18 protein-coding genes, 1 pseudogene and 1 riboswitch are annotated in these 23,093 nt (G+C 64.4%); of the genes and pseudogenes, 14 read left to right on the top strand and 5 right to left on the bottom strand.

Annotation, left to right across the window (positions count from 1 at the left end; translation table 11 throughout):
• Positions 1-127 precede the first annotated feature (127 nt).
• Together ACZYOF_RS10250 and ACZYOF_RS10245 are read left to right on the top strand one after the other, a co-directional pair.
• Positions 128-1,018, top strand: a complete 891-nt coding sequence (locus ACZYOF_RS10250; protein WP_463715684.1) for a CoA transferase subunit A — start codon at positions 128-130, stop codon at positions 1,016-1,018.
• Between the two features lie 3 nt (positions 1,019-1,021).
• Complete coding sequence (locus ACZYOF_RS10245; protein ID WP_463715683.1) at positions 1,022-1,846, top strand: CoA-transferase subunit beta; 825 nt, start codon at positions 1,022-1,024, stop codon at positions 1,844-1,846.
• 9 nt (positions 1,847-1,855) lie between these two features.
• Here the strand turns inward: ACZYOF_RS10245 and ACZYOF_RS10240 are convergent, their stop codons facing one another.
• Entirely contained in the window at positions 1,856-2,998 is a 1,143-nt protein-coding gene (locus ACZYOF_RS10240; RefSeq protein ID WP_463715682.1) for a CaiB/BaiF CoA transferase family protein, read from the bottom strand.
• Between the two features lie 19 nt (positions 2,999-3,017).
• Complete coding sequence (locus tag ACZYOF_RS10235) at positions 3,018-4,073, bottom strand: LacI family DNA-binding transcriptional regulator (RefSeq protein WP_463715681.1); 1,056 nt, start codon at positions 4,071-4,073, stop codon at positions 3,018-3,020.
• A 221-nt stretch (positions 4,074-4,294) separates the two neighbouring features.
• Here ACZYOF_RS10235 and ACZYOF_RS10230 point away from each other — a divergent pair, with 221 nt between their 5' ends.
• From ACZYOF_RS10230 to ACZYOF_RS10215, 4 genes are read left to right on the top strand one after another with little or no spacing between them, the layout of a single operon-like run.
• Complete coding sequence (locus tag ACZYOF_RS10230) at positions 4,295-5,071, top strand: ATP-binding cassette domain-containing protein (RefSeq protein ID WP_463715680.1); 777 nt, start codon at positions 4,295-4,297, stop codon at positions 5,069-5,071.
• A gap of 24 nt (positions 5,072-5,095) precedes the next feature.
• Positions 5,096-6,028 carry a CoA transferase subunit A gene (locus tag ACZYOF_RS10225; RefSeq protein WP_463715679.1) on the top strand — a complete coding sequence of 311 codons (933 nt, stop codon included), beginning with the start codon at positions 5,096-5,098 and terminating at the stop codon, positions 6,026-6,028.
• Positions 6,021-6,767: a CoA-transferase subunit beta gene (locus ACZYOF_RS10220; RefSeq protein WP_463715678.1), complete on the top strand. Its 747-nt coding sequence runs from the start codon at positions 6,021-6,023 to the stop codon at positions 6,765-6,767. The genes ACZYOF_RS10225 and ACZYOF_RS10220 overlap by 8 nt, the downstream gene beginning before the upstream one ends.
• The gene (locus tag ACZYOF_RS10215) at positions 6,745-7,536 is read left to right on the top strand and encodes a hypothetical protein (protein ID WP_463715677.1); all 792 of its coding nucleotides are present in this window, start codon (positions 6,745-6,747) and stop codon (positions 7,534-7,536) included. The genes ACZYOF_RS10220 and ACZYOF_RS10215 overlap by 23 nt, the downstream gene beginning before the upstream one ends.
• A gap of 31 nt (positions 7,537-7,567) precedes the next feature.
• On the opposite strand, the gene ACZYOF_RS10210 is transcribed toward ACZYOF_RS10215, so the two are convergent.
• A complete protein-coding gene (locus ACZYOF_RS10210; protein ID WP_463715676.1) occupies positions 7,568-9,250 on the bottom strand; it encodes a thiamine pyrophosphate-binding protein in 1,683 nt (560 codons plus the stop codon).
• Positions 9,251-9,436: 186 nt separating this feature from the next.
• On the opposite strand from ACZYOF_RS10210, the gene ACZYOF_RS10205 reads away from it, so the two are divergent.
• The 7 genes from ACZYOF_RS10205 (at position 9,437) to ACZYOF_RS10175 (ending at position 18,708) form a co-directional block, all read left to right on the top strand.
• Positions 9,437-10,915 carry a xylulokinase gene (locus ACZYOF_RS10205; RefSeq protein ID WP_463715675.1) on the top strand — a complete coding sequence of 493 codons (1,479 nt, stop codon included), beginning with the start codon at positions 9,437-9,439 and terminating at the stop codon, positions 10,913-10,915.
• Position 10,916: 1 nt separating this feature from the next.
• Positions 10,917-12,095, top strand: a complete 1,179-nt coding sequence (locus ACZYOF_RS10200; RefSeq protein WP_463715674.1) for a CaiB/BaiF CoA transferase family protein — start codon at positions 10,917-10,919, stop codon at positions 12,093-12,095.
• A gap of 271 nt (positions 12,096-12,366) precedes the next feature.
• The gene (locus ACZYOF_RS10195; RefSeq protein WP_463715673.1) at positions 12,367-13,305 is read left to right on the top strand and encodes a sugar ABC transporter substrate-binding protein; all 939 of its coding nucleotides are present in this window, start codon (positions 12,367-12,369) and stop codon (positions 13,303-13,305) included.
• A 45-nt stretch (positions 13,306-13,350) separates the two neighbouring features.
• Positions 13,351-14,364, top strand: a complete 1,014-nt coding sequence (locus ACZYOF_RS10190; protein ID WP_463715672.1) for an ABC transporter permease — start codon at positions 13,351-13,353, stop codon at positions 14,362-14,364.
• Complete coding sequence (locus tag ACZYOF_RS10185; RefSeq protein WP_463715671.1) at positions 14,361-15,269, top strand: CoA transferase subunit A; 909 nt, start codon at positions 14,361-14,363, stop codon at positions 15,267-15,269. The genes ACZYOF_RS10190 and ACZYOF_RS10185 overlap by 4 nt, the downstream gene beginning before the upstream one ends.
• Positions 15,266-16,084, top strand: coding sequence for a CoA-transferase (locus tag ACZYOF_RS10180; RefSeq protein WP_463715670.1), 819 nt, complete (start codon positions 15,266-15,268; stop codon positions 16,082-16,084). The genes ACZYOF_RS10185 and ACZYOF_RS10180 overlap by 4 nt, the downstream gene beginning before the upstream one ends.
• A 26-nt stretch (positions 16,085-16,110) precedes the next feature.
• Positions 16,111-16,310: riboswitch (cobalamin riboswitch) on the top strand.
• 364 nt (positions 16,311-16,674) lie between these two features.
• Positions 16,675-18,708 carry a TonB-dependent receptor gene (locus ACZYOF_RS10175; protein WP_463715669.1) on the top strand — a complete coding sequence of 678 codons (2,034 nt, stop codon included), beginning with the start codon at positions 16,675-16,677 and terminating at the stop codon, positions 18,706-18,708.
• Between the two features lie 122 nt (positions 18,709-18,830).
• On the opposite strand, the gene ACZYOF_RS10170 is transcribed toward ACZYOF_RS10175, so the two are convergent.
• On the bottom strand, positions 18,831-22,397 hold the full coding sequence (locus ACZYOF_RS10170) for an autotransporter domain-containing protein (protein WP_463715668.1): 3,567 nt from the start codon (positions 22,395-22,397) through the stop codon (positions 18,831-18,833).
• A gap of 227 nt (positions 22,398-22,624) precedes the next feature.
• On the opposite strand from ACZYOF_RS10170, the gene ACZYOF_RS10165 reads away from it, so the two are divergent.
• A complete protein-coding gene (locus tag ACZYOF_RS10165) occupies positions 22,625-22,876 on the top strand; it encodes a hypothetical protein (protein WP_463715667.1) in 252 nt (83 codons plus the stop codon).
• A gap of 79 nt (positions 22,877-22,955) precedes the next feature.
• Here the strand turns inward: ACZYOF_RS10165 and ACZYOF_RS10160 are convergent.
• Positions 22,956-23,093 (bottom strand): annotated as a pseudogene (locus ACZYOF_RS10160) (IS256 family transposase); the annotation flags it as partial.

The raw sequence follows: 23,093 nt of genomic DNA, 5'->3' as shown, positions 1-23,093 counted from the left end.
ACTTGTCGCGCGGCGTATGATCGATATAAAAACGTTTTTGTATCGGCCGCGCAAGCTGAAAATGCAATCTGGCAGCCAATACGTTCTGAAATTTCGTGGGGTCCGCCTCACGGTGCCGGGAGCCGCCATGAAGAACAAGCTCGTTTCACTCGAGGCCGCGCTGGCCCCGATCCCGTCCGGCGTGACGCTCGCGATCGGCGGGAGTCTGCTGCGGCGCCAGCCCAATGCAGCCGTCCGCGAGTTGATCCGCCGCGGGGTCAAGGACCTCACCTTGATCACGTGGGCGACCACCACCGCGACGGACATGCTGGCGGGCGCCGGCGCGATCCGGCGCTGGGAAGGCATCTATGCGGGGATGTTCAGCCACGGCCTCGCCCCCAATTTCAGGCGCGGCGTCCAGAGCGGCGCCATCACGGCGCGCGACTTCTCCGAATGTGCGATCGTGGCACGCTTCCGCGCGGCCGCAGCGGGGCTTGCCTTCATGCCCGTTCGCTCGCTGCTCGGCTCCGACATGGCGGCGCGCAATCCGGAGCAAATCCGGCCCATGACCTGCCCCTTCAGCGGGGACAAGCTTCATGCGGTCGCCGCAGCCGACGCCGATTTCACCATCATTCACGGTTACGCCGGCGACTGCTATGGCAACGTGCAGTGGCCCGTGGTGCGCGACAGCGACGACATCGACCAGCTCATGGCGAGCGGTGCCAAGCGGCTCATCGTCACCGTCGAGAAGATCATTCCGCACGAGCAGGTCAAGACGCAGCCGACCCTCACCTATATTCCCGGCCAGTGGGTCGAGGCCATCGTCGAAGTCCCGCAAGGCGCGCATCCGGCCGCCTGCGACTCCATCTACGACGAAGACGAAGAGCACCTGCGGCTTTACCTCGAGCACGCCAAGACTCCCGAAGGCATGGCGACCTATCTCGACCGCTTCGTCCGCACGCCGCGGGCTCACGACGAGTACCTTCACGCCAGCGGCGCTTCCGCCCGCCTCCCGTCCCTCTCCGTTCAGCAGGGCTGACGCATGAACACACTTACCGTCTCCGGCGCCGTCACCGGCTTCACCGTCAACGAACTCGCAGCCTGTATCATTGCGCGCGAAATCCGGGATGACGACCTGATCTTTGTCGGCGTCGGCACCAACGGACGCGCCTTCACGCTCGCCGTCGGCATCCCGCTCACCGCGTGCCGCCTCGCGCAACTGCGCCACGCGCCCGGCGCCACGGTCTACTGGGGCAACCTCCTGGATCCGGACCTTTCCAGCATGCCCGACAATCTCCGCCAGGACAGCCTGACGCGCTGGCATGCCGCTGCCTGCCCGGCCGACACGGGTTTCAAGTGCGACATGCTTGGCCGCGGCCGCTTCGACGTCTCTTTCGAGTCCGCGGCGCAGGTCGATCGCCACGGCAATCTCAACATCACCGCGATCGGCGATTATGCAAAGCCGGACGTACGGCTGGTCGGCTGCCTCGCCCAGCCCGAGCATCTGGCCTTTGTGCGCCGTCCCATCATCGTGGTGGACCTCGACAAGCGTACGTTCGTGGAGCAGGTCGATTTCGTGACCAGCGTCGGCCACCAGGTTCGCGGCACTCCGCGTCGGGAATTTGGCCTGCCAGGGCCCGGCCCGGCGCTCGTGGTCACCGACAAGGCCGTCTTCGACTTCGGGTCCGACGGCGCCATGCGCCTGCGTTCGCTGCATCCGGGCGTAACGCCCGACGACGTGCGCTCGCGCATGGGCTTCGCGCCGACCATCCCCGAAAACATCGCGGTCACTGAGCAACCCTCGCTAGAAGAGTTGCGCCTGCTGCGCGAGGTGATCGACCCGCGCGGCGTGCTGATGCGGGTCTAAGCGCCCGCTTCAGCCGAGCCAGTCCGCCACCACCTCGCTGGTGTGCTCTCCGATCGACGGCGCCCGCCGGCGGATGCTGTTTGCGGTCTCCGAGAGCTTCACGGTGACCCCGTGCATCGGCACATTGCCGTCGGGATACGCAATATCGACGATCTGCTCGCGATGCTTGAGCTGCGGGTTTGTGACCACTTCGGCAATGGTGGCGACCTTCCCGCAGGGCACCTCGGCACGCGCCAGCGTCTCGACCACGTCGTCGGAGTGGTGCTGGGCGATCCAGCCGGCGATGATGGTTTCGATCGCGTCAGCGTTGGCCATACGTCCGGCGTGCATGGCAAACCGATCATCCGAGAGCAGGTGCTCGAGACCGGCGGCCTTGCACAAGCGGGGAAACAGCGCGTCATTGCCGGCATTGAAGTGAATCCAGCGCTCGTCCTTGCAACGATAGTTGTTGGCCGGCGCCGAATAGCGGTCGCGCGCGCCCTTGCGCGTGGCCTCCGTTCCGAACAGCGCGTATTCGGGAATGGCGGTCAGCAGCAGCGTCACCGCGCTGTCCAATAGCGCTGCGTCAACCACCTGCCCCCTGCCTGTCCGCTCGCGCGCCTGCAAGGCTCCGAGCGCACCGACGGTTGCGTAGAGGCCGGTCACCTGGTCGACGACGAAAGCGCCGGAAGGGACCGGCTTGCCGCCGGCCTCGCCGGTGATCTCCATCAGGCCGCTCATGGCCTGCGCGATGACATCGAAGCAGGGGCGCTGCGCGTGCGGTCCGGTCTGCCCGAAGCCCGAGATGCGCACCATGATCAGACGCGGATTGATGGCGGAAAGCTCCTCGTAGCTGCATCCCATCTTCTCCAGGGTGCCCGGCCGGAAATTCTCGATCAGGATGTCCGCCTTGGCGGCGAGGTCGCGCAGGAGCTGCTGGCCCTCGGCGTTGCGATAGTCGAGCGCAAGGCTGCGCTTGTTGCGATTGAACATCATGACATAGAGGCTCTCGCCTCCGATCTTTGGCGCGATCGCCCGGGCATCCTCACCCTTTCCGGCCCGCTCGACCTTGACGACGTCGGCGCCCATGTCGCCCAGCAGCATTCCGCAAACGGGTCCCGCAATGAAGCGCGACAAATCGAGGACCTTGATCCCCTCAAGCGAACCGGCCATTTCCTCTCCTTGACTGGAATTATACGGCTTCTTTCTTGCGCTTTCTGCCCGCCGCCTGGGGGGCGCGCGCGGTGGACCCGCGGACAACGAGTCCCGTCGGGAAAATCTGCTCGCGTGCCGGCGACGGACGCTGGTTGCGGATCCGCTTCATCAGCATCTCGGCCGCAGCCGCGCCCATGATGCGCTTCTGCAGGTGGATGGTGGTCAGGTCGATGCGACGGAAGGAAGCGAGCCGGATGTCGTCGAGACCGACAACCGAAAGGTCGGCCGGCACCTTGATGCCGAGCTCCATGGCCGCCTCGATCACGCCCATGGCGTTCAGATCGTTGCTGGCCATGATCGCGGTGGGGCGATTGGGCAGAGACAACAAGCGCAGGCCGGCGTCATAGCCGGTCGGCAGGTTGTAGTCGCCGTTGAAGATGAGTTCGGCGTCCCGGTCGAGCTTCAGGCGGCGGATCGCGGCCTTGTAGGCCTCGAGCCGTTCGGCGGCGGTCGAGGAGTCCATCGGACCACGCACGAAGCCGATGCGGGTATGGCCGAGACTGGCGAGATGATCTACGGCCTGGGTGATTCCGCCGACATTGTCGGAACCGACATAGTCATCCTCGTGGCGCGGACTGCGCCGTTGCACCAGCACAAAAGGCGTCCCCGAGTCGAGCAACTCGCGAACGCGCGGCGTATCCGTGTATTGGGAGATCAGCACCATGCCGTCGACCTGGCTGTCGAGCAGCGCACGCATATGCCAGATCTGCTTCTCCTCATCGCCATCCGTGTTGCAGAGAAGCAGGCTGCACTTTTCGCGGATCGCCACGTCCTCCACGCCACGGACGAAATCCGGAAAGGCCGGGTTGGCGACGTCGGCAATCAAGACGCCGATGGTGAAGCTGCGCTGCATCCGCAACGCCCGGGCCACGGCGGACGCACGGTAGCCGAGACGCTCGGCGGTCTCCTTCACCAGCCGCCGGGTCTCCTCGCTCACATGCTGCTTGCCAACCAGCGCGTTGGAGACGGTCGAGAGGGCGATACCGCACTCGTTGGCGACATCCTTGATCGTTATGCGCTTCTTGTCTTTCATGTCTCAGGCTCTCCGACACCCATGCACCGTTCGGCACCAATAGCGGCCGGCCGGGCTTCGTCCAGATTCAGACCCTGAGAGAACGCGCATCGCAAGCAGATTAAGTCCACAGTTGACCACAGCGTCATAGCACGTGTAGCTTGCAAAACCAAGAAACGTTTTCGGAAATCGTTTCGTGGCTTTTTCAAGTCGACACGTTCAGGTCCAGATGGAGGATGCGAATGACACCCGGCACCAGCGGCGCGGCCCTTCTTGAAGCGCGTGGCGTCAGGAAATCCTACGGCCCGGTGCATGCCCTGCGGGGAGTCGACTTCCGCATCCGCAAAGGCGAGACCGTCGCGCTCGTCGGCGACAATGGCGCGGGCAAGAGCACTTTCGTCAAGATCCTGTCCGGCGCCATTCAGCCGACCGGAGGAGAGATCCTGTTCGACGGCCGCCCCATCGCGATCTCCTCCACCGAGGTGGCGAGGAATCTGGGAATCGAAACCGTGTACCAGGACCTCGGCCTCTGCGACAATTTGAGCGTCGCCGACAACATATTCCTGGGCCGGGAAAGAACCTGGGGGATCGCCCCGCTGCGTTTCCTGGACAAGCGCAGCATGCGCGCGGCCGCCGACGATGCGCTGAAGGGCCTTTCTGTCAACGTGCCGCGAGCTGACGCCAACGTTTCCGGCCTCAGCGGGGGCCAGCGCCAAGCCGTTGCGCTTGCCCGCACCAAACTGTGGAAATCCTCGCTCGTGCTGCTCGACGAGCCGACTGCCGCTCTCGGCGTGCAGGAGACCAAGCGCGCCATGGACGCCGTGCGGAAGCTGCAGGAACAGGGCATCTCGATCGTGCTGATCAGCCACAACATGCCGCTGGTGATGGAGATGAGCCATCGCGTGGTGGTTCTACGGCACGGGACCAAGGTCGGCGATGTACCGACCGCCTCGGTCAACGGCGACGATATCGTGTCGCTGATCACCGGCGCCCGCCAGACATGGATCGAGGCGGCCTGAGCGCCTCACGAACAAGGCCCAACCATGGCGCAAACGCCGTCGAAACTCGCCTCGCTGGCCGAGGCCGCGCAATCCGTCGCCAACGGCGCATCGCTGACCGCCGGCGGCTTCGCACATTCCCACCAGCCGCTCGCCTTCACGCGCGAGCTCGTCCGGCAAGGGCGCTCGCAGCTCACGCTGATGAGCGTCGCAGAATGCTGGGTCGCAGAGTTCATGGCCGCTGCGGGCATGCTCGAGAAGGTCTATTTCTCGAACTTCATGTTCGAGGGTTACGGCCGCTGCCAGCGCTTCTCCAAGGCGGTGGAGGCCGGCACCATCGCGGTCGAAGATCACAGCCATTTCGGCATGGTATCGCGCTTGATGGCGGCGGGGCTCGGTCTGCCATTCATGCCCATGAGGGCGATGGCGGGGACGGATATCCTCGCGGTCTCTGGTTTCGAGCCGGCGGCGCACAAGGCGAAGCGCCTGGATTCGCCCTTCGGCAACGGCGTTGTCACCGCGGTCTCTCCGCTCAAACCCGACGTGGCCGTCATTCACGCCGCCCGCGCGGACCGGCTCGGCAATGTGCAGCTATTCGGGACAACGTCAGTGATCGAGGAGCAGGCGCGCGCTGCGGCACAGGTGATCGTCACCGTCGAGGAGATCGTGGACACCGACGTCATCCGCCGGCAACCGGAACTCACGCTGCTGCCGGCGCTGATGGTCGACATGGTGGTCCATGTGCCCTACGGCGCCCATCCGACGGGAGTCTACGGCTACTACGACCATGACGCCCCTCACCTTGCCGACTACTACACAGCGTCGCGCTCGGAGACTGATACGGCGGCCTGGCTCGACCGCTGGGTGCATGGCCTGCCCGACCATTATGCCTATCTGGACGCCCTGACGATGTCCCGGCTGCTCCGCCTGCGCGTCGACCCCGCGCTGGGTTACCTGCGTGAGGTCCGTCATGACTGATGTCAGCCGCGACGAATACATGGCCGTCGCCGCCTCACGCGAGATTCGCGACGGCGACACCGCCTTCATCGGGACAGGCCTGCCCATGGTGGCCGCCTATCTCGCCAAGGCGACGCACGCGCCGCGCGTCAACCTCGTGTTCGAGTCCGGCATCATCGATCCCCAGCCCTACCGACTTGTGCACGGCTCCACCAAGGTCGCCGGTACGTTCTATGCCCTCAGCCTGCTGCAGCAGGCGAAGGTCGACATCGGCTTCCTTGGCACGGCCGAGATCGATCCCTACGGCAACCTCAACTCCACGGTGATCGGGCCCTACGACCGGCCGCGGGTCCGGCTGCCGGGCAGCGGCGGTGCAAACGACATTGCCAGCATGGCGAAGCGTTTCGTGGTGATCGCGCGCCTCGACCGCAAGCGCTTCGTCGAGAAGGTGCAGTACCTGACGACACCGGGTTTCCTCACTGGCCCTGGCGCACGCGAAGCGGCGGGCTTGCCGGGGGCCGGCCCGGTCAGGGTGATCAGCGATCGCGCGATCCTTGGTTTCGATCCGGCCTCGAGGCGCATGCGCGTGGAGCGCCTATATCCCGGCGTAACGCTTGCCGAGGTGCAGGAGCCCATCGCCTTTCCCATCGATGCGGCACCGACGCTCGAAATCGAGCCGGAGCCCGATCTTCATCTGCTGCGTCTGCTGCGCGACGTCATCGATCCCGACGGGGTCTATGTCGGCCGCGACGAGCGCTGAGCACACCCGAGGATTCCCGCCAATGTCCGCCGGACACAAAGTCGTTTCGCTCGCCGATGCAATCGGCCTCATTCGTGACGCCGACTGTGTCGCCCTTGGCGGTCACGCAGGGCGCAGGCCACCAATGGCGCTGGCGTGCGAGATCATCCGGCAGGGCCGCAAGGACCTTCGTCTCGTGTCCTGGGACAAAGGCCTCGCGCTCGAACTCCTCATTGCCGCGGGTTGCGGCGCGCGTATCGCGGCCGATGACATGGAGACGCGGGATCGCATCCGCGCCATCGCGCTCGGCTTGCCCTCCACATCGGGCACGTGGGACTCCCATTTCCGCATATTGCGGCCGGATGTCGTGCTCCTGCATGCGCAGTGGGCCGATGCGGACGGCAACGTTCGCTTCGCGCTGGATCAATGGGAGCCCGAACTCCCGGACTTGCTGCTCGCGAAGGCAGGCGCAAAAGCGATCGTGTCCGTCGAGCAGGTCGTCAGCGCTCAAGCGATCGCCCGGCGCCCCACCGATCCGTTCCTGTCCGGTGAGGCCGTCGCCTGCATTGTCGAGGCGCCTTACGGCGCCTATCCCGCCGCCTGCGACACCCGCTACGAAGCGGACCACGCAGCGCTTGGCAAGATCGCCGAAGCGACTCGGTCGCACCAGGCCCTACGGGCCTGGCTGGACAAGCATGTCTTCAAGCCGGGCGATCACTGGGCGACCCTCGATGCCGTCGGTTCGCGACGGCTGCTCGGCATCACGACCGACCGAGTGTTGAGGGTCTGATCCGCGAAGCCGCCGCACCCGGCTGCAGGCCTCAGATCGGATCCTTCCAGACGTTCTCGCTCCCGTCGATGCGGACGTCGATCAGGTAGAAGCGGCCCGAGGCCTTGCCTCGTGCAATCGCGTCGGCCAGATCGCCGGGATTGGCAACCTTCTCACCGTCGCCGCCCATGCACTTGGCGATGCCTGCATAGTCCACGTCGCCGAAATCGACGCCGATGTAGCGCTGGCCGTGGAAGTGCAGCTCTTCCTGCTTGATGTTGCCGTACGCCATGTCGTTAATCACGATCAGCGTGAATGGCGCCTTCTCGCGCACGGCAGTCTCCATGTCGCCCATGCTCATGCCGAGCGAGCCGTCGCCCACGACGGCGATGACGTCCTTGCGCGGTCCCGCAAGCTTGGCGGCGATCGCAGCCGGCAGACCGAAGGCCATGTTTCCGTAGCCGACCGGCTTCATGTAGGCGCCGGGCGTCTTGATCGGCAGCATATGCGTCCAGACGCCGGGGTTGCCTGCATCGGCAACGATCACCGTGTTCGCGTCGATCGCCGCGCCAAGCGTCTGCATGACCCATTGCGGCTTGATCGGTCGCGACGTTGCGTAGGCCGGAGCGAAAACTTCCTTGCGCCAATCCTCCCGCAGCCGCCTGGCCTGAGCGAGCCAGTCCGCCCGCGCGGCGGCATTGGCCGATACCTTGCCCTGCAGCGCCACCGCGAGCCGCCGCAAGGCATCGGCGGCGTCGCCGATCACGCCCACCGCGACCGGGTAGTTGCGACCGACGATCGCCGGATCGAGGTCCACCTGCACGATGTTCCGGGTGAGCGGCAGCGTCCAGCGCGAGGTCGACGCTGCGTTCATGCTGTTGCCGACGACAAGGATGCAATCTGAGTCCTGCAGCAGATGCTTGGAAACCTTGGTGCCGAAGCGGCTGCGCGGGCCAAAGCACAGATCGTGGTCGCCAGGCACGGCGGAGATGCCATTGAAGCTCGTCACGATCGGCGCACCGAGGAGTTCGGCCAGCTTCAGCGCGGCCTCGCCGGCCCGCGCGATGATCGCGCCGCGACCAAGCCACAGCACCGGTTTCCTGGCGGCGGCCAGCGCCTGGGCAGCCGCCGCGATGGAGGCTTCAGCAGCGACCGGGCGCTCGTTGAAGCGGTAATTTTGCGGGGCGATCGGCTCGAACGCGATCTCGCCGCCCTCAACCGCATCCCGGGCGAAATCGAGGAGAACGGGGCCGGGATTGCCGGTCGTCGCCACACGGAAGGCCTCGCGCACAGCCTGCGGAATGCCCTCGCTGTCCGGTACGAAGCGGCTCAGCTTGGTGAACTGCCGAAAGAGAGTGATGTGATCGGCATCCTGGTTATCATCCTGGCCGATATGCCGGCGTCGGTTGTTGCAGGTAATCACCACAACCGGGCTTGAATCGCGGTGTGCACCGCCCACGGCAGTAATCAGGTTGGTGGCCCCGGGGCCGGTGGTCGCGAGGCAGACGCCGGGCTTGCCGGTCAGGCGACCGTAGGCGTCGGCCATGTGTGCGGCAGCACGCTCGTCGCGCGTCGTGATGAAACGGATGCCGGGCTCGTCGTAGAGCGCGTCCATGATCGAGAGCGTTTGGCCGCCAGGCACGCCGAAGATGAACTCCACCCCTTCGAGCTTGAGGCATTGGATGACCGCGCGTGCGGCTCCGATCTTCGCTCGCGCGGGCTGTGAAGTCGTCATCTGCTGCACTCCTGACTGTCTTTGAGGTCTGCGGCCGCCTTGGCCATGGCAGCGACGCGTAGCAGAAAAAAACGTTTTCGGAAATCGTTTTTTGTGTCTTTATGCCGGTACGCCAAACCGACGTACGGGATCCATGAATTTTGCCTGCCTCTCCCGCCGCCATCACCTTCACAGGATCGGTTCATAATGCGGGGTGACCTGATCCTCGCCATCGACGCCGGCACCAGCAGCACGCGGGCCACGCTCTTCGACGCGACCGGCGTGCGGCTTGCCCATGCCAGCCGCCCCTTCAGCGTTGCGCTTCAGGCGTCGTTCGCCGAGGCCGATCCAACGTCGCTATGGGCAGCGGTCGTCGAAACGGTCCGCGACCTCCGGGTTGATGGGGCGCGCATCGCCGCGATCGGCGTCACCGCCGCGATTGGCATGGTGCTCACGGACGCGCATGGGCTGCCGCTTGCGCACATCTGCACATGGCAGGACCGGCGCGCGACGCGTGAAGCTGCCCTCATCGAGAACCGGCTTGGCGCCGCAACGGTCTATGACATCTCCGGTCGCCGGATCGCCCCCGAGCTGACCGGGCCGCTGCTGCTGTGGTTCCGCGATCACCGGGCCGACGTCTTCGCCAAGGCGCGCCTGATGCTGACCATGAAGGACTGGCTGCTCATGCGCCTTTGCGGCGAAGCCGTCTGCGACCCTGCGGGCGCTTCCTATTCGCTGTTGTTCGATGTCGGGCGGGGAGCCTGGAGCCAGGACTTGATCGCAGCGCTGGAGCTGCCGCGCGACCTTTTCCCCGAGATACGCGACGGCACCGCGATCGCCGGCCGGCTGACCCGGGACGCGGCGAATGCGCTCGGGCTGCTGGATGGAACATCGGTGGTGGTCGGCGGCCCTGACGGCACCGTGGGCGGAATGGGAGGCGGCATGGTCGAGCCCGGCATCGCCGTCAACGTCATGGGCACCACGGACGTCATCTTTGCTTGCGCCGACCAGCCGTGCTTCGATCCGGATCGCCGCCTCGTCCTCAATCGCTTTCCCGTTGGAGAAGCCTGGTGCGTCGGCGGTCCCATGGCGGCCACCGGCGGCGCGATCGCATGGCTTGCCGGCGTGCTCGGCGCCGACTTGCCGACACTGACGGCCGAAGCCGCCGCGATCGCAGCCGGCAGCGACGGCCTGATCTTTTCACCCATGCTGGCGGGTTCGCGGACCCCGCGATGGGACGTCACCGAACGCGGCGGCCTGACGCGACTGAGTTTCGAGCACGGACGCGGACACCTGTTCCGCGCCGCGCTCGAAGGCGTAGCGGTTGAGGTCGCAGAGGTCTTCGATGCGCTCGCGGCCGCGGGCATGCCGGTGCGCGAGATCCGCGCCGTCGGCGGTGGGGCCGAGTCTTCGCTGTGGCTCGAAATTCGTGCCGCCCTGCTCGGCAAGCCGCTCATCGTACCGGAGGTCGCCGAGGCTTCCGCGCTCGGTGCCGCCATGCTGGCAGCCGTCGGCGTCGGACTCCATGCGGACCTCCGGGCCGCCAGCGCCGCGATGGTTCGAATCCGCGAGAAGATCGAACCGGCGCCCGATGCGATCGCCGCCTACGCTCATCTCAAGAAGCAATATCTCGCCTACCGCCAACACCTCGACAGACTTCCGGTTCAGGAAGCAGGAGATCTTTGACATGTTCAGTGCGCTACAGGGATTGAAGGTCCTCGATGTGTCGCGCTTCATCGCCGGCCCGTTCTGCGCGATGCAGCTTGCGGATCACGGTGCAGACGTCGTCAAGGTGGAGCGCCTCGACTCGGGCGACGACACCCGCGAGAACGAGCCGAAGCTCGGCGGCGAGAGCGTCTATTTCATGACGTACAACCGCAACAAGCGCAGCTTCGCGCTCGATTTCCGCAAGCCTGAGGCCCAGCAGGTGCTGCGCGAGCTCGCCGGCAAGGCCGACATCCTGATCGAAAACTTCCGTCCGGGAACGATGGAGCAGATGGGCTGCGGCTGGGAGGCGCTGCACGCGCTCAACCCGCGGCTCATCATGGTGCGCATCTCGGGTTTCGGGCAGACCGGGCCTCTCTCGCAACGACCCTGCTTCGACGTGATCGCGCAGGCGACGAGCGGATTGATGGAGCTCACCGGCGACCCGAACGGGCCGCCAACCATGGCCGGCACCTTCGTGGTGGATTACACGACCGCGCTCTACGCGACCATCGGAGCGCTCACCGCTCTTGCCGCCCGCGAGCAGACCGGCAAGGGCCAGCTCGTCGAGGCCACGTTGCTCGAGAGCGCAGCCAGCCTGCTGATGACCGCGATCCCGGAGCAGGCTGTCCTCGGCCGCAGCATGAGCCGCCAGGGCAACCGGGACCGCTACACATCACCAGTCAACACCTTCAAGGGATCGGACGGCGCCTGGGTGCATATCGCCTCCGGCACCGATCCGCTGTTCCAGCGCCTGGTCACCGCGATGGGACGCGAGGACCTGCTGCAGGATCCGCGCTTCGCTACCGTGAAGGCGCGCGTAGCGAACGCATCCGCGATCGAGGCCGAAGTCCAGGCCTGGGTCAGCAGACACACCGCCGACGCCGTGGTCGAGGCCATGGACCGCGCCGGTGTCTCCACAATGGCAGACGTGGTCGAGAACCCGCAGCTCAAGGCCCGCAACCAGATTCTGACGGTCGATCATCCACGCGCCGGCGCATATCCGACACACGGGATCACGGTCACGTTGCGCGAGACACCGGGCGCCGTGCGCCGACCTTCCCCTCTCGTCGGCGAGCACACAAGCGAAGTGGCTGCCGAGTGGCTCGGCTGGCCCCGAGAACGCTGCGATGAGTTGATCGGAAAGCGCGTGATCGGATGAGGGGCTCACGGCGCCCGCGCTGGACCTCGGATGCCGACGAAACATTCGGCCCCGTGGCGCCATGCCGCGCTGGCCGACCTGCCCGGAACAGCGGTCTTAGCGGTTGACCTTTGCGAGAGGGCCTGATCAAGTAGTGTACAGAAACGTTTTTCGGAAATCGTTTTTGGAGCAGCAGCCCTACGGCGGAAACGTTCTGGGCCGATGCCCCCGCCAAGGGCCGGCCCTTATCGGGAGGGACTACATGTTCGCTATACGCTGGCTCAAGGCACCCATGCTCGCGCTGGCCGCGGCCGCCGCGTTTGCCGCGGCGATGCCTGCACAGGCACAGGACAAGATCACCATCGGCGCGATCATCTACGCGCGTGACTCGCAATACTGGCAGCAGATCGAGCGCGGCATGCGCGACGCGGCCGCGAAATACGGCGCGACGATCACGTTCGGCCTCAACCAGCGCAAGCTGCCGACCGAGGGCCAGGTGATCGAGGACTTCGTCACCCGTGGAGTCGACGTGCTGATCATGCCGCCGCTCGACAAACAGGGTTCGGTCGCGTCCGCCCGCCGGGCCAAGGACCGCAACATCATGGTCGTCGAGTACGATACCAGACTCGAGGATGCTTCGATCGCCAGCCACTCGATCGGCGTCGACAGCCACGAACTGGCCGCCGCGGTCGGCAAGGAGCTGCGCAAGTACCTGGAGAGCAAGGGCGGCCAGCCCTCGATCGGCATCATCACGCTGCCGCCGATCAACGCCAACATGCAGCCCCGCCGTCAGGGCTTCCTGTCCGCTCTCGAAGGCTTGAAGTACGAGACCGTCGCCGAGGTCAGCGGCGCCACGCCCGAGGAGGGCGCGAACGGCCTGGAGAACATCCTCCGCCGCAAGCCTGACACCACGGCCATCTGGGCCTCCAACGCCGGCACGCTCGCCGGAGCGGCAGCCGCAGCGCGCCGGGCCAACACGCAGACCAAGCTGTACGGCATCGACATGAGTCAGGATCTCGCCCAGATGCTGCTCGACCCGTCCAGCGCGGTGGAGGCGATCGCCGATCAGCAGCCTTACCGCATCGGCTATCTGACCGTCGAAACCGCGGTGAAGGCCAAGCGCGGCGAAAATCAGCCCCGCTACGTCAACGTGCCGGTGAAGCTCTACACCAAGAGCGATCAGCAGCCGGTGAAAGAATATCTGGACCTCGTGCGCTCGTTGTCCAACTAAGGCGCGAAGTTCCTTGGAGCCCCTCGAATCTTCCTGCGAGAACTCATGTCCATGAACAGCACGCTCGCCCAACCTCGCGAAGGCATCAGTCCTGCGCGATTGAAGGCGGCCCTGGCCTCCTGGCGCGCCGAGATCGGCGTCGGCATCGCGCTGGCGGCACTCATCATCTACTTCTCGGCGACGGCTTCGAATTTCCTGACCGTGGCCAACTTCGCGACGCTCCTCACCCAGACTTCGGTCGTCGCGATGATCGCGGTCGGGATGACGATGGTGATCATCGCAGGCGAGATCGACCTGTCGGTGGGAGCAACCGTCGGCCTTGCCGGAACCGTGATGTCGCTCCTGGTCGTGAAACTCGGCTGGTCGCTCGTGACCGCAAGCGCACTCGCAGTCGGCATTGCAGTCCTCATCGGCGCCTTCATCGGGGCGCTGCGCGTGATCTGGGCGATCCCGTCGTTCATCACAACGCTGGGGCTGCTGTCGGCGCTGCGCGGCGTCGCGTTCTACGTGAGCGACGGCCTCACCATCGGGCCGATGCCGAAGGCGCTCGACGGTCTATGGTACGGCTCCGTTCTCGGCCTGCCCACACCGGTTGTTCTCATGGCCGGCACGATCGGAGTTGGCTGGCTCTTGCTGTCGCAACTGCGCTTCGGGCGCCACCTCTATGCCGTCGGCGGCAACCCGATCACAGCCTCGCACTATGGCGTGCCCGTGCGGGGCATCCGCATTGCCGTGTTCATCATTGTCCAGGTGCTCGCGGCGATCGGCGGCATCATGCTGGTCTCGCGGCTGAACTCGGGCAGCGCCACCGTCGGCGAGCACATCGAACTCGACGTGATCGCCGCGGTCATCGTCGGCGGAACAAGCCTGAATGGCGGTTATGGTCGCCTTATCGGCACTGTGCTCGGCGTCATGTTCGTCGCCGTGCTGCGCAACGGCATGGTTCTCGCCGGCATCGACCCCATCGTGTTCCTGATCGCCCAGGGCCTCGTCATCATCCTCGCCGTCTGGTGGAGCATGCTCCGCCGGCAGCGCACACGTGCGGACGGATTCGCATGAGCAAAGCTCCACTTGCCTCGAAGTTGATTACCTTGGCGGAAGCCGCCGGACGCGTTCCCGACGGTTGCCGGCTCGCTCTCGGCGGCTTCGCCGTCTATCAGAAACCGATGGCCTTCGCGCGCGAGTTGATCCGCCAAGGCCGGCGTGACCTGACGATCATCGGATCCGCCCACTCCTTCGATGTCGACATGCTGGCAGGCGCCGGCTGCTTGAAGAAGGTGGAAACGTCTTATGTGGGGCTGGAGAAGCACGGCCTGGCACGCAACTATCGCCGCGCGGTGGAAGGCGGACGCCTCAAAGTCGTGGACTATCCCGAGATGGCCTGCTGGGACCGCTTCCGCGCCAACCAGGATGGCTTCGACTTCTGGCCGGCCAAGTTTCTGGGCGGCAATGATGTCGTCACCTACAACGACGAGATCAAGGAATTCCCCTGCCCCATCACCGGCCGCAGGCTACACGCTTTCCCGGCGGCAAATCCCGATGTGGTGGTGATCCACGCCATCGCGGCTGACGAGCAGGGCAACATCGTAACGCCGGCGCGGCGGCTGCTGCCGCAAAGCGGCGACGTGCTCATGGCCCGCTCGTGCGAGCGTGTCATCGTGACGGCGGAAAAGATCGTAGCAAGATCCTTCATCAAGCGGCACGCCCGTTTCGTCGAGCTGCCCTCCTATCGGATCAGCGCCGTGGTGGAGGTCCCATGGGGCGCGCATCCGACGCCTACCCTGGGGCGATATCTCGCCGACGATACCCATCTCGATGCCTATGTGGCGGCCTCTGCAAGCGAGGGCACCTTCGCCGGATACCTTGATGATTGGGTCCGCCGGACGGCAGACCATTTCGCTTATCTGGACAAGCTCGGCGCCGCCCAACTTTCCCGTCTCACCGATCTCGGAAGCCTTGCATGACCGCGCCCGCCACCCTCAACGAAACGCTCGCCGTCGCACTGGCGCGCAGCTTTGCCGATCGCGAGGTCGGCTTCACGGGTCTCCTCACGGGCGCAGCGGCGGCCCTGTTCGGGACCGGCATCCCGCTTGCAGCCATGGAGCTCGCCAAGCGCATGCATGCGCCGAACCTGACCATCCTGCTCGCCGGCTGCTACCATAACCCGGACTTCAGCGAGATCGACCGGCTGCCCGACTCGGAGCACAGCGCGATGCTGCGCGACCTGCCGTGCGAGTCCCAGATGGTCGACTATCCGGGCCAGTTCGTGCTCAAACGCGGCGATGTAAGCTTCGGATTCAGCAGTGCAGTGCAGGTGGACCGCGTCGGCAACATCAACAGTGTTTGCGTCGGCCCGCACGACCGGCCCAAGGTTCGCCTCGTCGGCCCCATCCTGCAGCCCGAGCACATGACGCTGTTCCGCCGCGAATATGTGATGATGCCACACCATGACCGGCGCAACTTCGTCGAGAAGGTCGATTACGTCTCCGGCGTCGGCTACCCGGGAGGGCTCGACGGGCGCAGGAAGCTCGGCCTTGACTGGGGCGGCCCCTGCATGGTCGTCACCCCCAAATGTCTTTTCGACTTCGACCGCGAGGCCGGGCGGATGAAGGTCCACTCGATCCACCGCGGCGTCCGCCGGCAGGAGCTGCGGGACGCCACCGGATTCGACCTCGGCGACCTTTCATCGATTCCCGAAACCGAGGCGCCGACAGCGGAAGAGTTGCACATCCTCCGCCGCGACGTGGATCCGCGCGGTGTCCTGATGCCGGCCCAATGACAGGATTGACTTCGGCTCAGACACCCCCGTAGATCACGAGTGACGGTTCCCCTCGACGGGGATCAAAAGGGAACGTGGTGCGGGACTTCTCCCCTAAGCCACGGCTGCCCCCGCAACTGTAAGCGGCGAATCTTTCGTCATACGCCACTGGGAGCCTCGGTCCTGGGAAGGCGACGAAAGGTTAGGACCCGCAAGCCAGGAGACCTGCCGTCAGCCGTGGTCACACGCGAAAATGTCGGTCGGGGAGTACAGACATTGCTTTCGCCCAGCGTGCCATAGGCACGTTCGAGCGAGACCTCGTTCGCTGTGACGTGCCACTGACGTCATACCGAGGTCTGCTCGTGCTCTCTATCGTTACTATCCCAAGGCAGCGTGATGCTGCCCGGCTCGCTTTCAGATATTTCCTCCCGGTTCTGCTGCTCGAGTCTTGTTCGGCGAAGGCCCAGCAGCCTGATTCGTCCCATGTCTTGCCTCCGGTCAGCGTTACCCAGCCGCAAAAGCCTCCGGCAAAACCCAAGCGCCTCGATCATGAGCGTTCAACTTCGGCGGCGCGACCTCAGCCGAATCGAGCCGCGGCGGCACGAAGCGCCATGCCCTCGATCGCAACATCCGACACGCCATCGCCGACGCTGAGCCTGAACAAGCAGAACGCGAGTGGCAGCCGCCTCAACCTCACTCCACTGCAGACGCCCGCCAGCGTCGAAACGATCACGTCGCAGACCATCGCAGAGCGCGGCCAGCATAGTGTCACGGACGCGGTCACCCAGAACGCAGTGGGCTTTACCGCAAGCCCGGCCCCCGGTAATGGCGGCCTCTCGTTCAGCACACGCGGCTTCACCGGAAGCAATTCGGTGATGACGCTTTATGACGGCACTCGCCTCTATGTTGGTGCCGGAACCGTGACCTTTCCATTCGATACGTGGTCGGCGGATCGCATCGAGATCATGCGCGGGCCAGCCTCCGTTCTGTACGGCGAAGGCGCGATTGGCGGGATCATCAATGTGATCCCCAAAAAACCCGTCACGACGCCCTACAACGATGCCGAGATGTCGCTCGATACCAATACGACGCGACGCATTGCAGTGGATAGCGGCGGCCCGATCAATCCGAACGTATCCTATCGCGTCAATGCCGTCGGCAACATGTCGAACGGTTGGGTTGACCGCGACGAGACATCGAATGTTGGCCTCTCCGCCGCAGTGCGGGTCCAGGCCGCCGAAAACCTCGCTTTCACACTCTCGAACGACTACGGCAATCGAAGCCCCTCGCGCTATTTCGGCACACCGCTGATCAACGGCGCAATCGACGACGCGTTGCGGTTCAAGAACTACAACGTGCTCGACAGCGCGATCCGCTATCAGGATAACTGGAGCCAGTTCAAGACCGAGTGGGACGCGGCGGACGGAGTCAAGGTCCAGAACACACTCTACTACCTGACCAGCCGTCGGCACTGGCGTGATGTCGAGAATTATAGTTGGAATCCTACGACACAGTTGATCAACCGAACCAGCTACATCGAGATCTTCCACGACCAGGCTCAGGTCGGCAACCGGATGGACGCAACGTTTCGTGGCCATCTGCTGGGCTTCGCCAACGAGTTCGTTGCGGGTTTCGACATCAACCGGGTGGACTTTACCCACACCAACAATTCACCCTATGGCGGCGCGTCTTCGGTTAGCCCCTATGCCGGCGACATGGGGTCGTTTGCGGTCACGACGACGCGAACCACGCCCGGCTACAATGCGATTGTCAATCAATACGCATTGTTTGCCGAGGACCGGCTGTCGCTGACCGATCAGTTGTCCGTTGTAAGCGGCATCAGGTTCGACCGACCGGATGTCGACCGCACCGATTACAGGACACCAACGAATAATTTCGATATCTCGCTGTCGGGTACGAGCTGGCGAACCGGAGTGGTCTACACCCCGGTCTCGAACCTCGCATTTTACGGACAGTATGCGACAGCCGTCGATCCCGTCACCAATCTCATCTCGCTGTCGGCCACGCAGAAAAGCTTCCAGCTTGCCACGGGCAAGCAAAGCGAGATCGGAATCAAGCAGTCGTTCTGGGGCGGTCGTGGTGAATGGACGCTGGCAGGTTACCAAATCGTCAAGAACAACCTGCTGGTCCCAGATCCCAACAATCCCGCCGGCCTCGCGCTGCAAGTCGGCCAGCAATCCTCGCGCGGGATCGAAGCGTCGATCGGCCTGGCGCTAGACGATGGCTGGCGTGTCGATGCCAATCTCGCGGTGCTGCAGGCCAGGTACGACAACTTCAGCCAGGTGGTAGGCGGCAAACTCGTCAGCTACGCCGGCAACGTTCCTCTCAACGTGCCGCAGCAGGTATCGAACGTCTGGGTGACCTGGGACTTCGCGCCGAACTGGTCCGCCTATGGCGGTGTGCAGATCGTGGGGCAAACCTTTTCCGACAACGCCAATACCCAGCTTCGGCCCGCCTACACCGTGGTCAACAGCGGACTACGCTGGAAGCCTGACGAGCAAACAGCGGTCGCGCTTCGTATCTACAATCTCTTCGACACCGTCTACGCCACGTCCGCGCCTTCCGGGCAATGGCTGCTCGGCATGCCGCGCACGGCAGAAGTGTCCATCAACGTGAAGTTTTGATCATGCGTCGCGCCATAATCCGGCGAGGACGGCGGTGGCTTTACATCACCCATCGCTGGATCGGCATCGCGACCTGTTTGCTGTTTGCGATGTGGTTCGTCTCGGGCATCGTCAACAATTTCTCAGAACTTGATGGCGACGTTGACTTTGACGGCGTGCAAACTGGCATCAGTGGCGATCCGGCCAGTGTAGAGCAGGGCCAGGCTCATGTCTTGCCGCATCAACGTGTCGAGACCCGCCTCCACAAGCAAGGCATCTCTCGCGATGGGAACGCTGGTGATGGCGAATGGCGTGGGGCTGGCGGCGAACGACATCGATGCGGCAGACGTCACGTTATCATAGGCATGCTGCCATCCGAGCGCGCCGCGAGCCGTGGTCAGCCAGGGCCCTGGTGCAGGGATCGGAGCCTGCGCACGAAGACCGAGGGTCGTGAACGTTGCCGAGGTGTCGTTGGCGGCCACGGTCAGAGCCGCCGGTCCTCCGGTTTCTCTGAAGCCGTCGCTGCGGATGCGGACATAAGCGAGATCCGCGAAGGCCTCGGTGGTCATCCAGCCGGTCTGCAGGCGATGTGCAGCTTCGCCAAAGATCTGGGCCGTGCCGGCGCTGTAGTTCGCCTTGGCGATGTCGCCGAAGCCGGGGAAAGCGACCATTCGTGTCGTCGAAATGTCGTGACGCGAGTAGGCGGCCCCCGTGCGGAGCAGGATGTCGCCGATCTGGCCACCGCCATAAGCTGCGATGTGGAATGTGTCGATCGTGCCGGATGAGAGGCGAGCATCGACACGCGCGTCCGTCCTCCCGCCGCCAGTTGCAACGCCAAATCGCCAGATGTGATCGAGCGTAACATCGACACCGCCGACGGCGCCGCCGGTGGCCGAACGAAGCGTCGCGGCATTGCCGTCGCCGTTCAGCCGCGTCCAGTTGCCGTAGCCCTGAACCCATGTGGAATAGACTGGCGCGATGACAGGAGGCTGGGCTTTGACCGGCCATTGGGGGCCGGCCTTGGCGTTGCGCGCTTTCTTTGCATAAGACAGCGCGGCATCGTCCTCATCCGCCAGCGCGATCGATTGTTGTCCGGTTGGCTCTTGCACGGTGTCCTGCCGCTGCCGGCCAAGAATGGCGTCGCGCAACAGCGCACTCTCGTCCACCATTAGCGAATGCAGGCTGGGATAGACTTCGCCCGACACGCTGTCGAACGCGGCGCGCGCCTGGTCCGGCGTCAGCAGAAGCGCTGCGCCGACCATCGGATTGTTCATGCCGAGGAGTTCAAGCCCGCGTCCCGCCGAGATCTGGTTCGGCGTGCTGCCGATGCCGGCGAAATCGACGCTATTGCGCACCAGCGTGAGGTACACGTTGTTAGCGTCGTAGGCGAGCGACGGATCAAGAAACGCGAAATTCGAGCTGGCTCCGCTGAAGGCGCCGGTGCGGCCGCCGGTCGTGGTCAGGATCGTGTATTGCGTATTCGGAGCATAGTTGCCGGGGCTCGCAATGACGCGCACGGTGCCGCCGTCGAGGGTGGCGGTATGGCCGGCCCCCGTAATCTGGAGCGCGCCACTGCTCGAAGGGGTGACGCCAACGGTGAAGAACGCGCCCATCTGATGGATGTAATTGCCGTCGAATGCCAGCGTGCCACTGTCAACCCGCACGTTGCCGCCACTGGCATTCGTGACGTTGCCGACAACCTTTCCGTTGCCCGTGAGCGTGCCGCCGCTTCGCACGTTGACGACAGGGCTATTGAGCTGCCCGTTCACTCGAAGTGTGCCCGCGTGCACGGTCGTGCTCGTGGAGAACGTGCCCGAGCCGCTCAGCGTCCAGTCGACGCCGCTCATTGCCAGCGTTTCGAAATTCTGAAACTTCGCGATGTTTTCGGTGCCGGTCCCTTCCAGGATCAAATTGTCGGCGCCGCTGCCGCCCACGACATTGCCGTTGAGCGCGGAGCCCGTCTGCAAGCGCAAGGTATGCGTCGCGCCGGCGGGGCTGCCGCCAGCAAGCGCGAAGTTGATAGCATTGACCCCGCCCGTGATGGTGCCGCTGTTGGTCACCTCAGCCGCAGCGTTATTTCGAATCAGAATTCCGTTCGAATCCGCCGCCGAGCCGCTTCCCAGGTTTTCGATAGTGCCGCTGTTGACGACCGTACCGCCGCCCCAGATTTCGGCAGCCGATCCGCGCGACGACCTTATCGTGCCCGCATTGCTAAAGGACGTGAACGCAGCGCTGGCACTCGCATAAACGCCGTTAAAATCGCCGTGGATGACGCCGGTGCCGGTATTTGTGAAAGCCGAAGGGCCGCCCTGAATCAGCACGCCGGAGCTGTAACCGCTCGTGCGTGTGGCACTGATCGTACCGCTATTGAAGAGTGTGCGTGATGTTCCTTGCCCGATCGAGACCGCATTGAGGCCGGTCTCCGTCTTGATCGTGCCGCCGAAGTAATTGTTGACCGTCCCCCCCATCCACATGGTCACGCCCTCCCCTCCACCACCAGTGATCGTCCCGTAATTGTTCAGCGTTCCCGCGCCACCGGAGGGCAGATGGGCAACGGAATCGAAATAGCCGAAGGTAATCGCGGTCAAAGTCCCCGAGATTGTCTTTCCAGCATTGTTGGTGATGGTCCCGCCCTGCTTGAGCCCGATCGTGTTGGATCCGGACACCGTACCGTCATTTGTCAGCGACCACGGCTGCAGGGTTGCCGATATGGCCGTTCCGCCGCTGCCGACCGTGACGCCATTGGCGATATGCGCTGTCGTTCCGGAAAACGTATCGAGATCTACGCTCGGTGTGTTGGCCGTGATTTCGACATCAGCGGCGAGGACGCGATTACTTGCAACATCATGCGCAAACTGCGAGCCGATAACGGCTGCACATGCCACTGCCGCCGTCCGCACGGCATTCCAACGATCCGTCACGCCCCATCCCCAACCTGACGATTCCTGTCCAGCGCCATGTTTAGCGGCAGCGTTCCCAGCCGTATCCCCGCCAACTGGAGGGGGACATCGAGAAATCCCACTCATGTTTCGCCCCACAATGCGAGCTGCGCGAATGCTTGCGCGCGGGTGCGCGCGCCAAGTTTCTGGCGCGCGGTCGAGGTAATATTTGACGGTCGTGCGCGCGATGCCGAGGTCTTCGCCGATGGCGCGGTCGGACTTGCCCGCCCCCACCTTGCGCAAACATTCCAGTTCACGAGGGGTCAGCAGGTCGCGCGGCCCTTGCTCGCGCTCGAAGCCACACAATTTCCGCGCACGCTCATGAGTGAGAATTGCGAGGCATCGCAAATGCGCACGCTGGACAGGTGTTGCCGTTCGCTCGCCGCCGGTCATGGTCACGAAAGCGAGTTGTCCGCCCGGACCATGGATTGGGATCGACAATCCATCCGCCCAGCCCATCTCGGTCACTTCCTTCCAGAATGCTTCTTCCTTGGCAGAGAGCCGCCGCGCGGCTTTTGCCGTCAGCCAGGTGTAAGGACTGGATTGCCGCCGGACCTCCGTGATGGTGAAGTCGTGGGGCGCGAGATTGCGCTGCGTGTAGAGCGCAGTCCACGTCTCCGGCCAATTGCAGAAGTAGAATTGGGGCTTTGCATCGCCCCCGATCGGACGAAAGGCGCCGCAGGCCGAGGCCGAGTAGCCGTAGGCGGCGACTGAGCAGGCGAAAAGACGAGCGAGAGTGGAAACCTGGTGGCACGCCTCTATGGCATCCACGAACTCCCACCCCCCAGGTTGTGAATCTTGTTTGTCGGTCAAAAAATGCCCAGCCTCAGCCGACGAGGCGGTGAGCCTCTTCCACGAGACCGAGCCGTTGACCCCGGAACGCATGCGGGACAATCTGAGGCAGGATCAATCTCTTAAATCGTTGCGACCTATAGCTTTCGGGACAGAATGCGCAGTGGGGCGTATGCGGGCAGAAGCGGGCAAAACAGGACAGCAGCGTGGCGGAGGGGCAGAAACGGCGGCTGGAAAGCTGGAAGGAGATTGCGTCGTTCTTCAATCGGGATGAGCGCACGGTCAGGCGCTGGGAGCGCCTGCGCGGGCTTCCCGTTCACCGCATTCCGGGAGGCGAGCGCAACCTGGTCTTCGCCTACCAGGAAGAACTCGAGCGCTGGCTGGCGGGAGATGTTCGGGATCGCCGGACCGAAGGGGAATGTCAGATATTTTGTGTAAGAGACTTCTGTGAAGGGTGAATTGCAGTCGTTTGGGTGCCGTCGCGAACTTGGTTGGAATTTGTCCGTCGCGAGTCTCCGGTGAACGGATGATATCTGCTCAGGCGGCACGATCAACCGGCTGAGCAATGGGCTTGCTGGCGAGGGTCTGCCAGCCGTCGACTTTGCGCATGCTGATCTGCCCGGAAGCCAGCAGCGCCCAGAACAACATCGCAGCGGTCTCGGCAGACGGCAGCAC

Source organism: Bradyrhizobium sp. LeoA1Lang (assembly GCF_055413685.1).
This window is presented reverse-complemented; position numbering and strand designations above follow the sequence as displayed.

Bases quoted from the DNA above. Each gene is read 5' to 3' on its own strand.
- ACZYOF_RS10175 (WP_463715669.1), top strand. From the start codon at position 16,675: ATGCCCTCGATCGCAACATCCGACACGCCATCGCCGACGCTGAGCCTG.
- ACZYOF_RS10235 (WP_463715681.1), bottom strand. From the start codon at position 4,073: ATGAAAGACAAGAAGCGCATAACGATCAAGGATGTCGCCAACGAGTGC.
- ACZYOF_RS10195 (WP_463715673.1), top strand. From the start codon at position 12,367: ATGCTCGCGCTGGCCGCGGCCGCCGCGTTTGCCGCGGCGATGCCTGCA.
- ACZYOF_RS10250 (WP_463715684.1), top strand. From the start codon at position 128: ATGAAGAACAAGCTCGTTTCACTCGAGGCCGCGCTGGCCCCGATCCCG.
- ACZYOF_RS10200 (WP_463715674.1), top strand. From the start codon at position 10,917: ATGTTCAGTGCGCTACAGGGATTGAAGGTCCTCGATGTGTCGCGCTTC.
- ACZYOF_RS10205 (WP_463715675.1), top strand. From the start codon at position 9,437: ATGCGGGGTGACCTGATCCTCGCCATCGACGCCGGCACCAGCAGCACG.
- ACZYOF_RS10210 (WP_463715676.1), bottom strand. From the start codon at position 9,250: ATGACGACTTCACAGCCCGCGCGAGCGAAGATCGGAGCCGCACGCGCG.
- ACZYOF_RS10230 (WP_463715680.1), top strand. From the start codon at position 4,295: ATGACACCCGGCACCAGCGGCGCGGCCCTTCTTGAAGCGCGTGGCGTC.
- ACZYOF_RS10190 (WP_463715672.1), top strand. From the start codon at position 13,351: ATGTCCATGAACAGCACGCTCGCCCAACCTCGCGAAGGCATCAGTCCT.
- ACZYOF_RS10215 (WP_463715677.1), top strand. From the start codon at position 6,745: ATGTCGGCCGCGACGAGCGCTGAGCACACCCGAGGATTCCCGCCAATG.
- ACZYOF_RS10180 (WP_463715670.1), top strand. From the start codon at position 15,266: ATGACCGCGCCCGCCACCCTCAACGAAACGCTCGCCGTCGCACTGGCG.
- ACZYOF_RS10240 (WP_463715682.1), bottom strand. From the start codon at position 2,998: ATGGCCGGTTCGCTTGAGGGGATCAAGGTCCTCGATTTGTCGCGCTTC.
- ACZYOF_RS10245 (WP_463715683.1), top strand. From the start codon at position 1,022: ATGAACACACTTACCGTCTCCGGCGCCGTCACCGGCTTCACCGTCAAC.
- ACZYOF_RS10225 (WP_463715679.1), top strand. From the start codon at position 5,096: ATGGCGCAAACGCCGTCGAAACTCGCCTCGCTGGCCGAGGCCGCGCAA.
- ACZYOF_RS10220 (WP_463715678.1), top strand. From the start codon at position 6,021: ATGACTGATGTCAGCCGCGACGAATACATGGCCGTCGCCGCCTCACGC.
- ACZYOF_RS10185 (WP_463715671.1), top strand. From the start codon at position 14,361: ATGAGCAAAGCTCCACTTGCCTCGAAGTTGATTACCTTGGCGGAAGCC.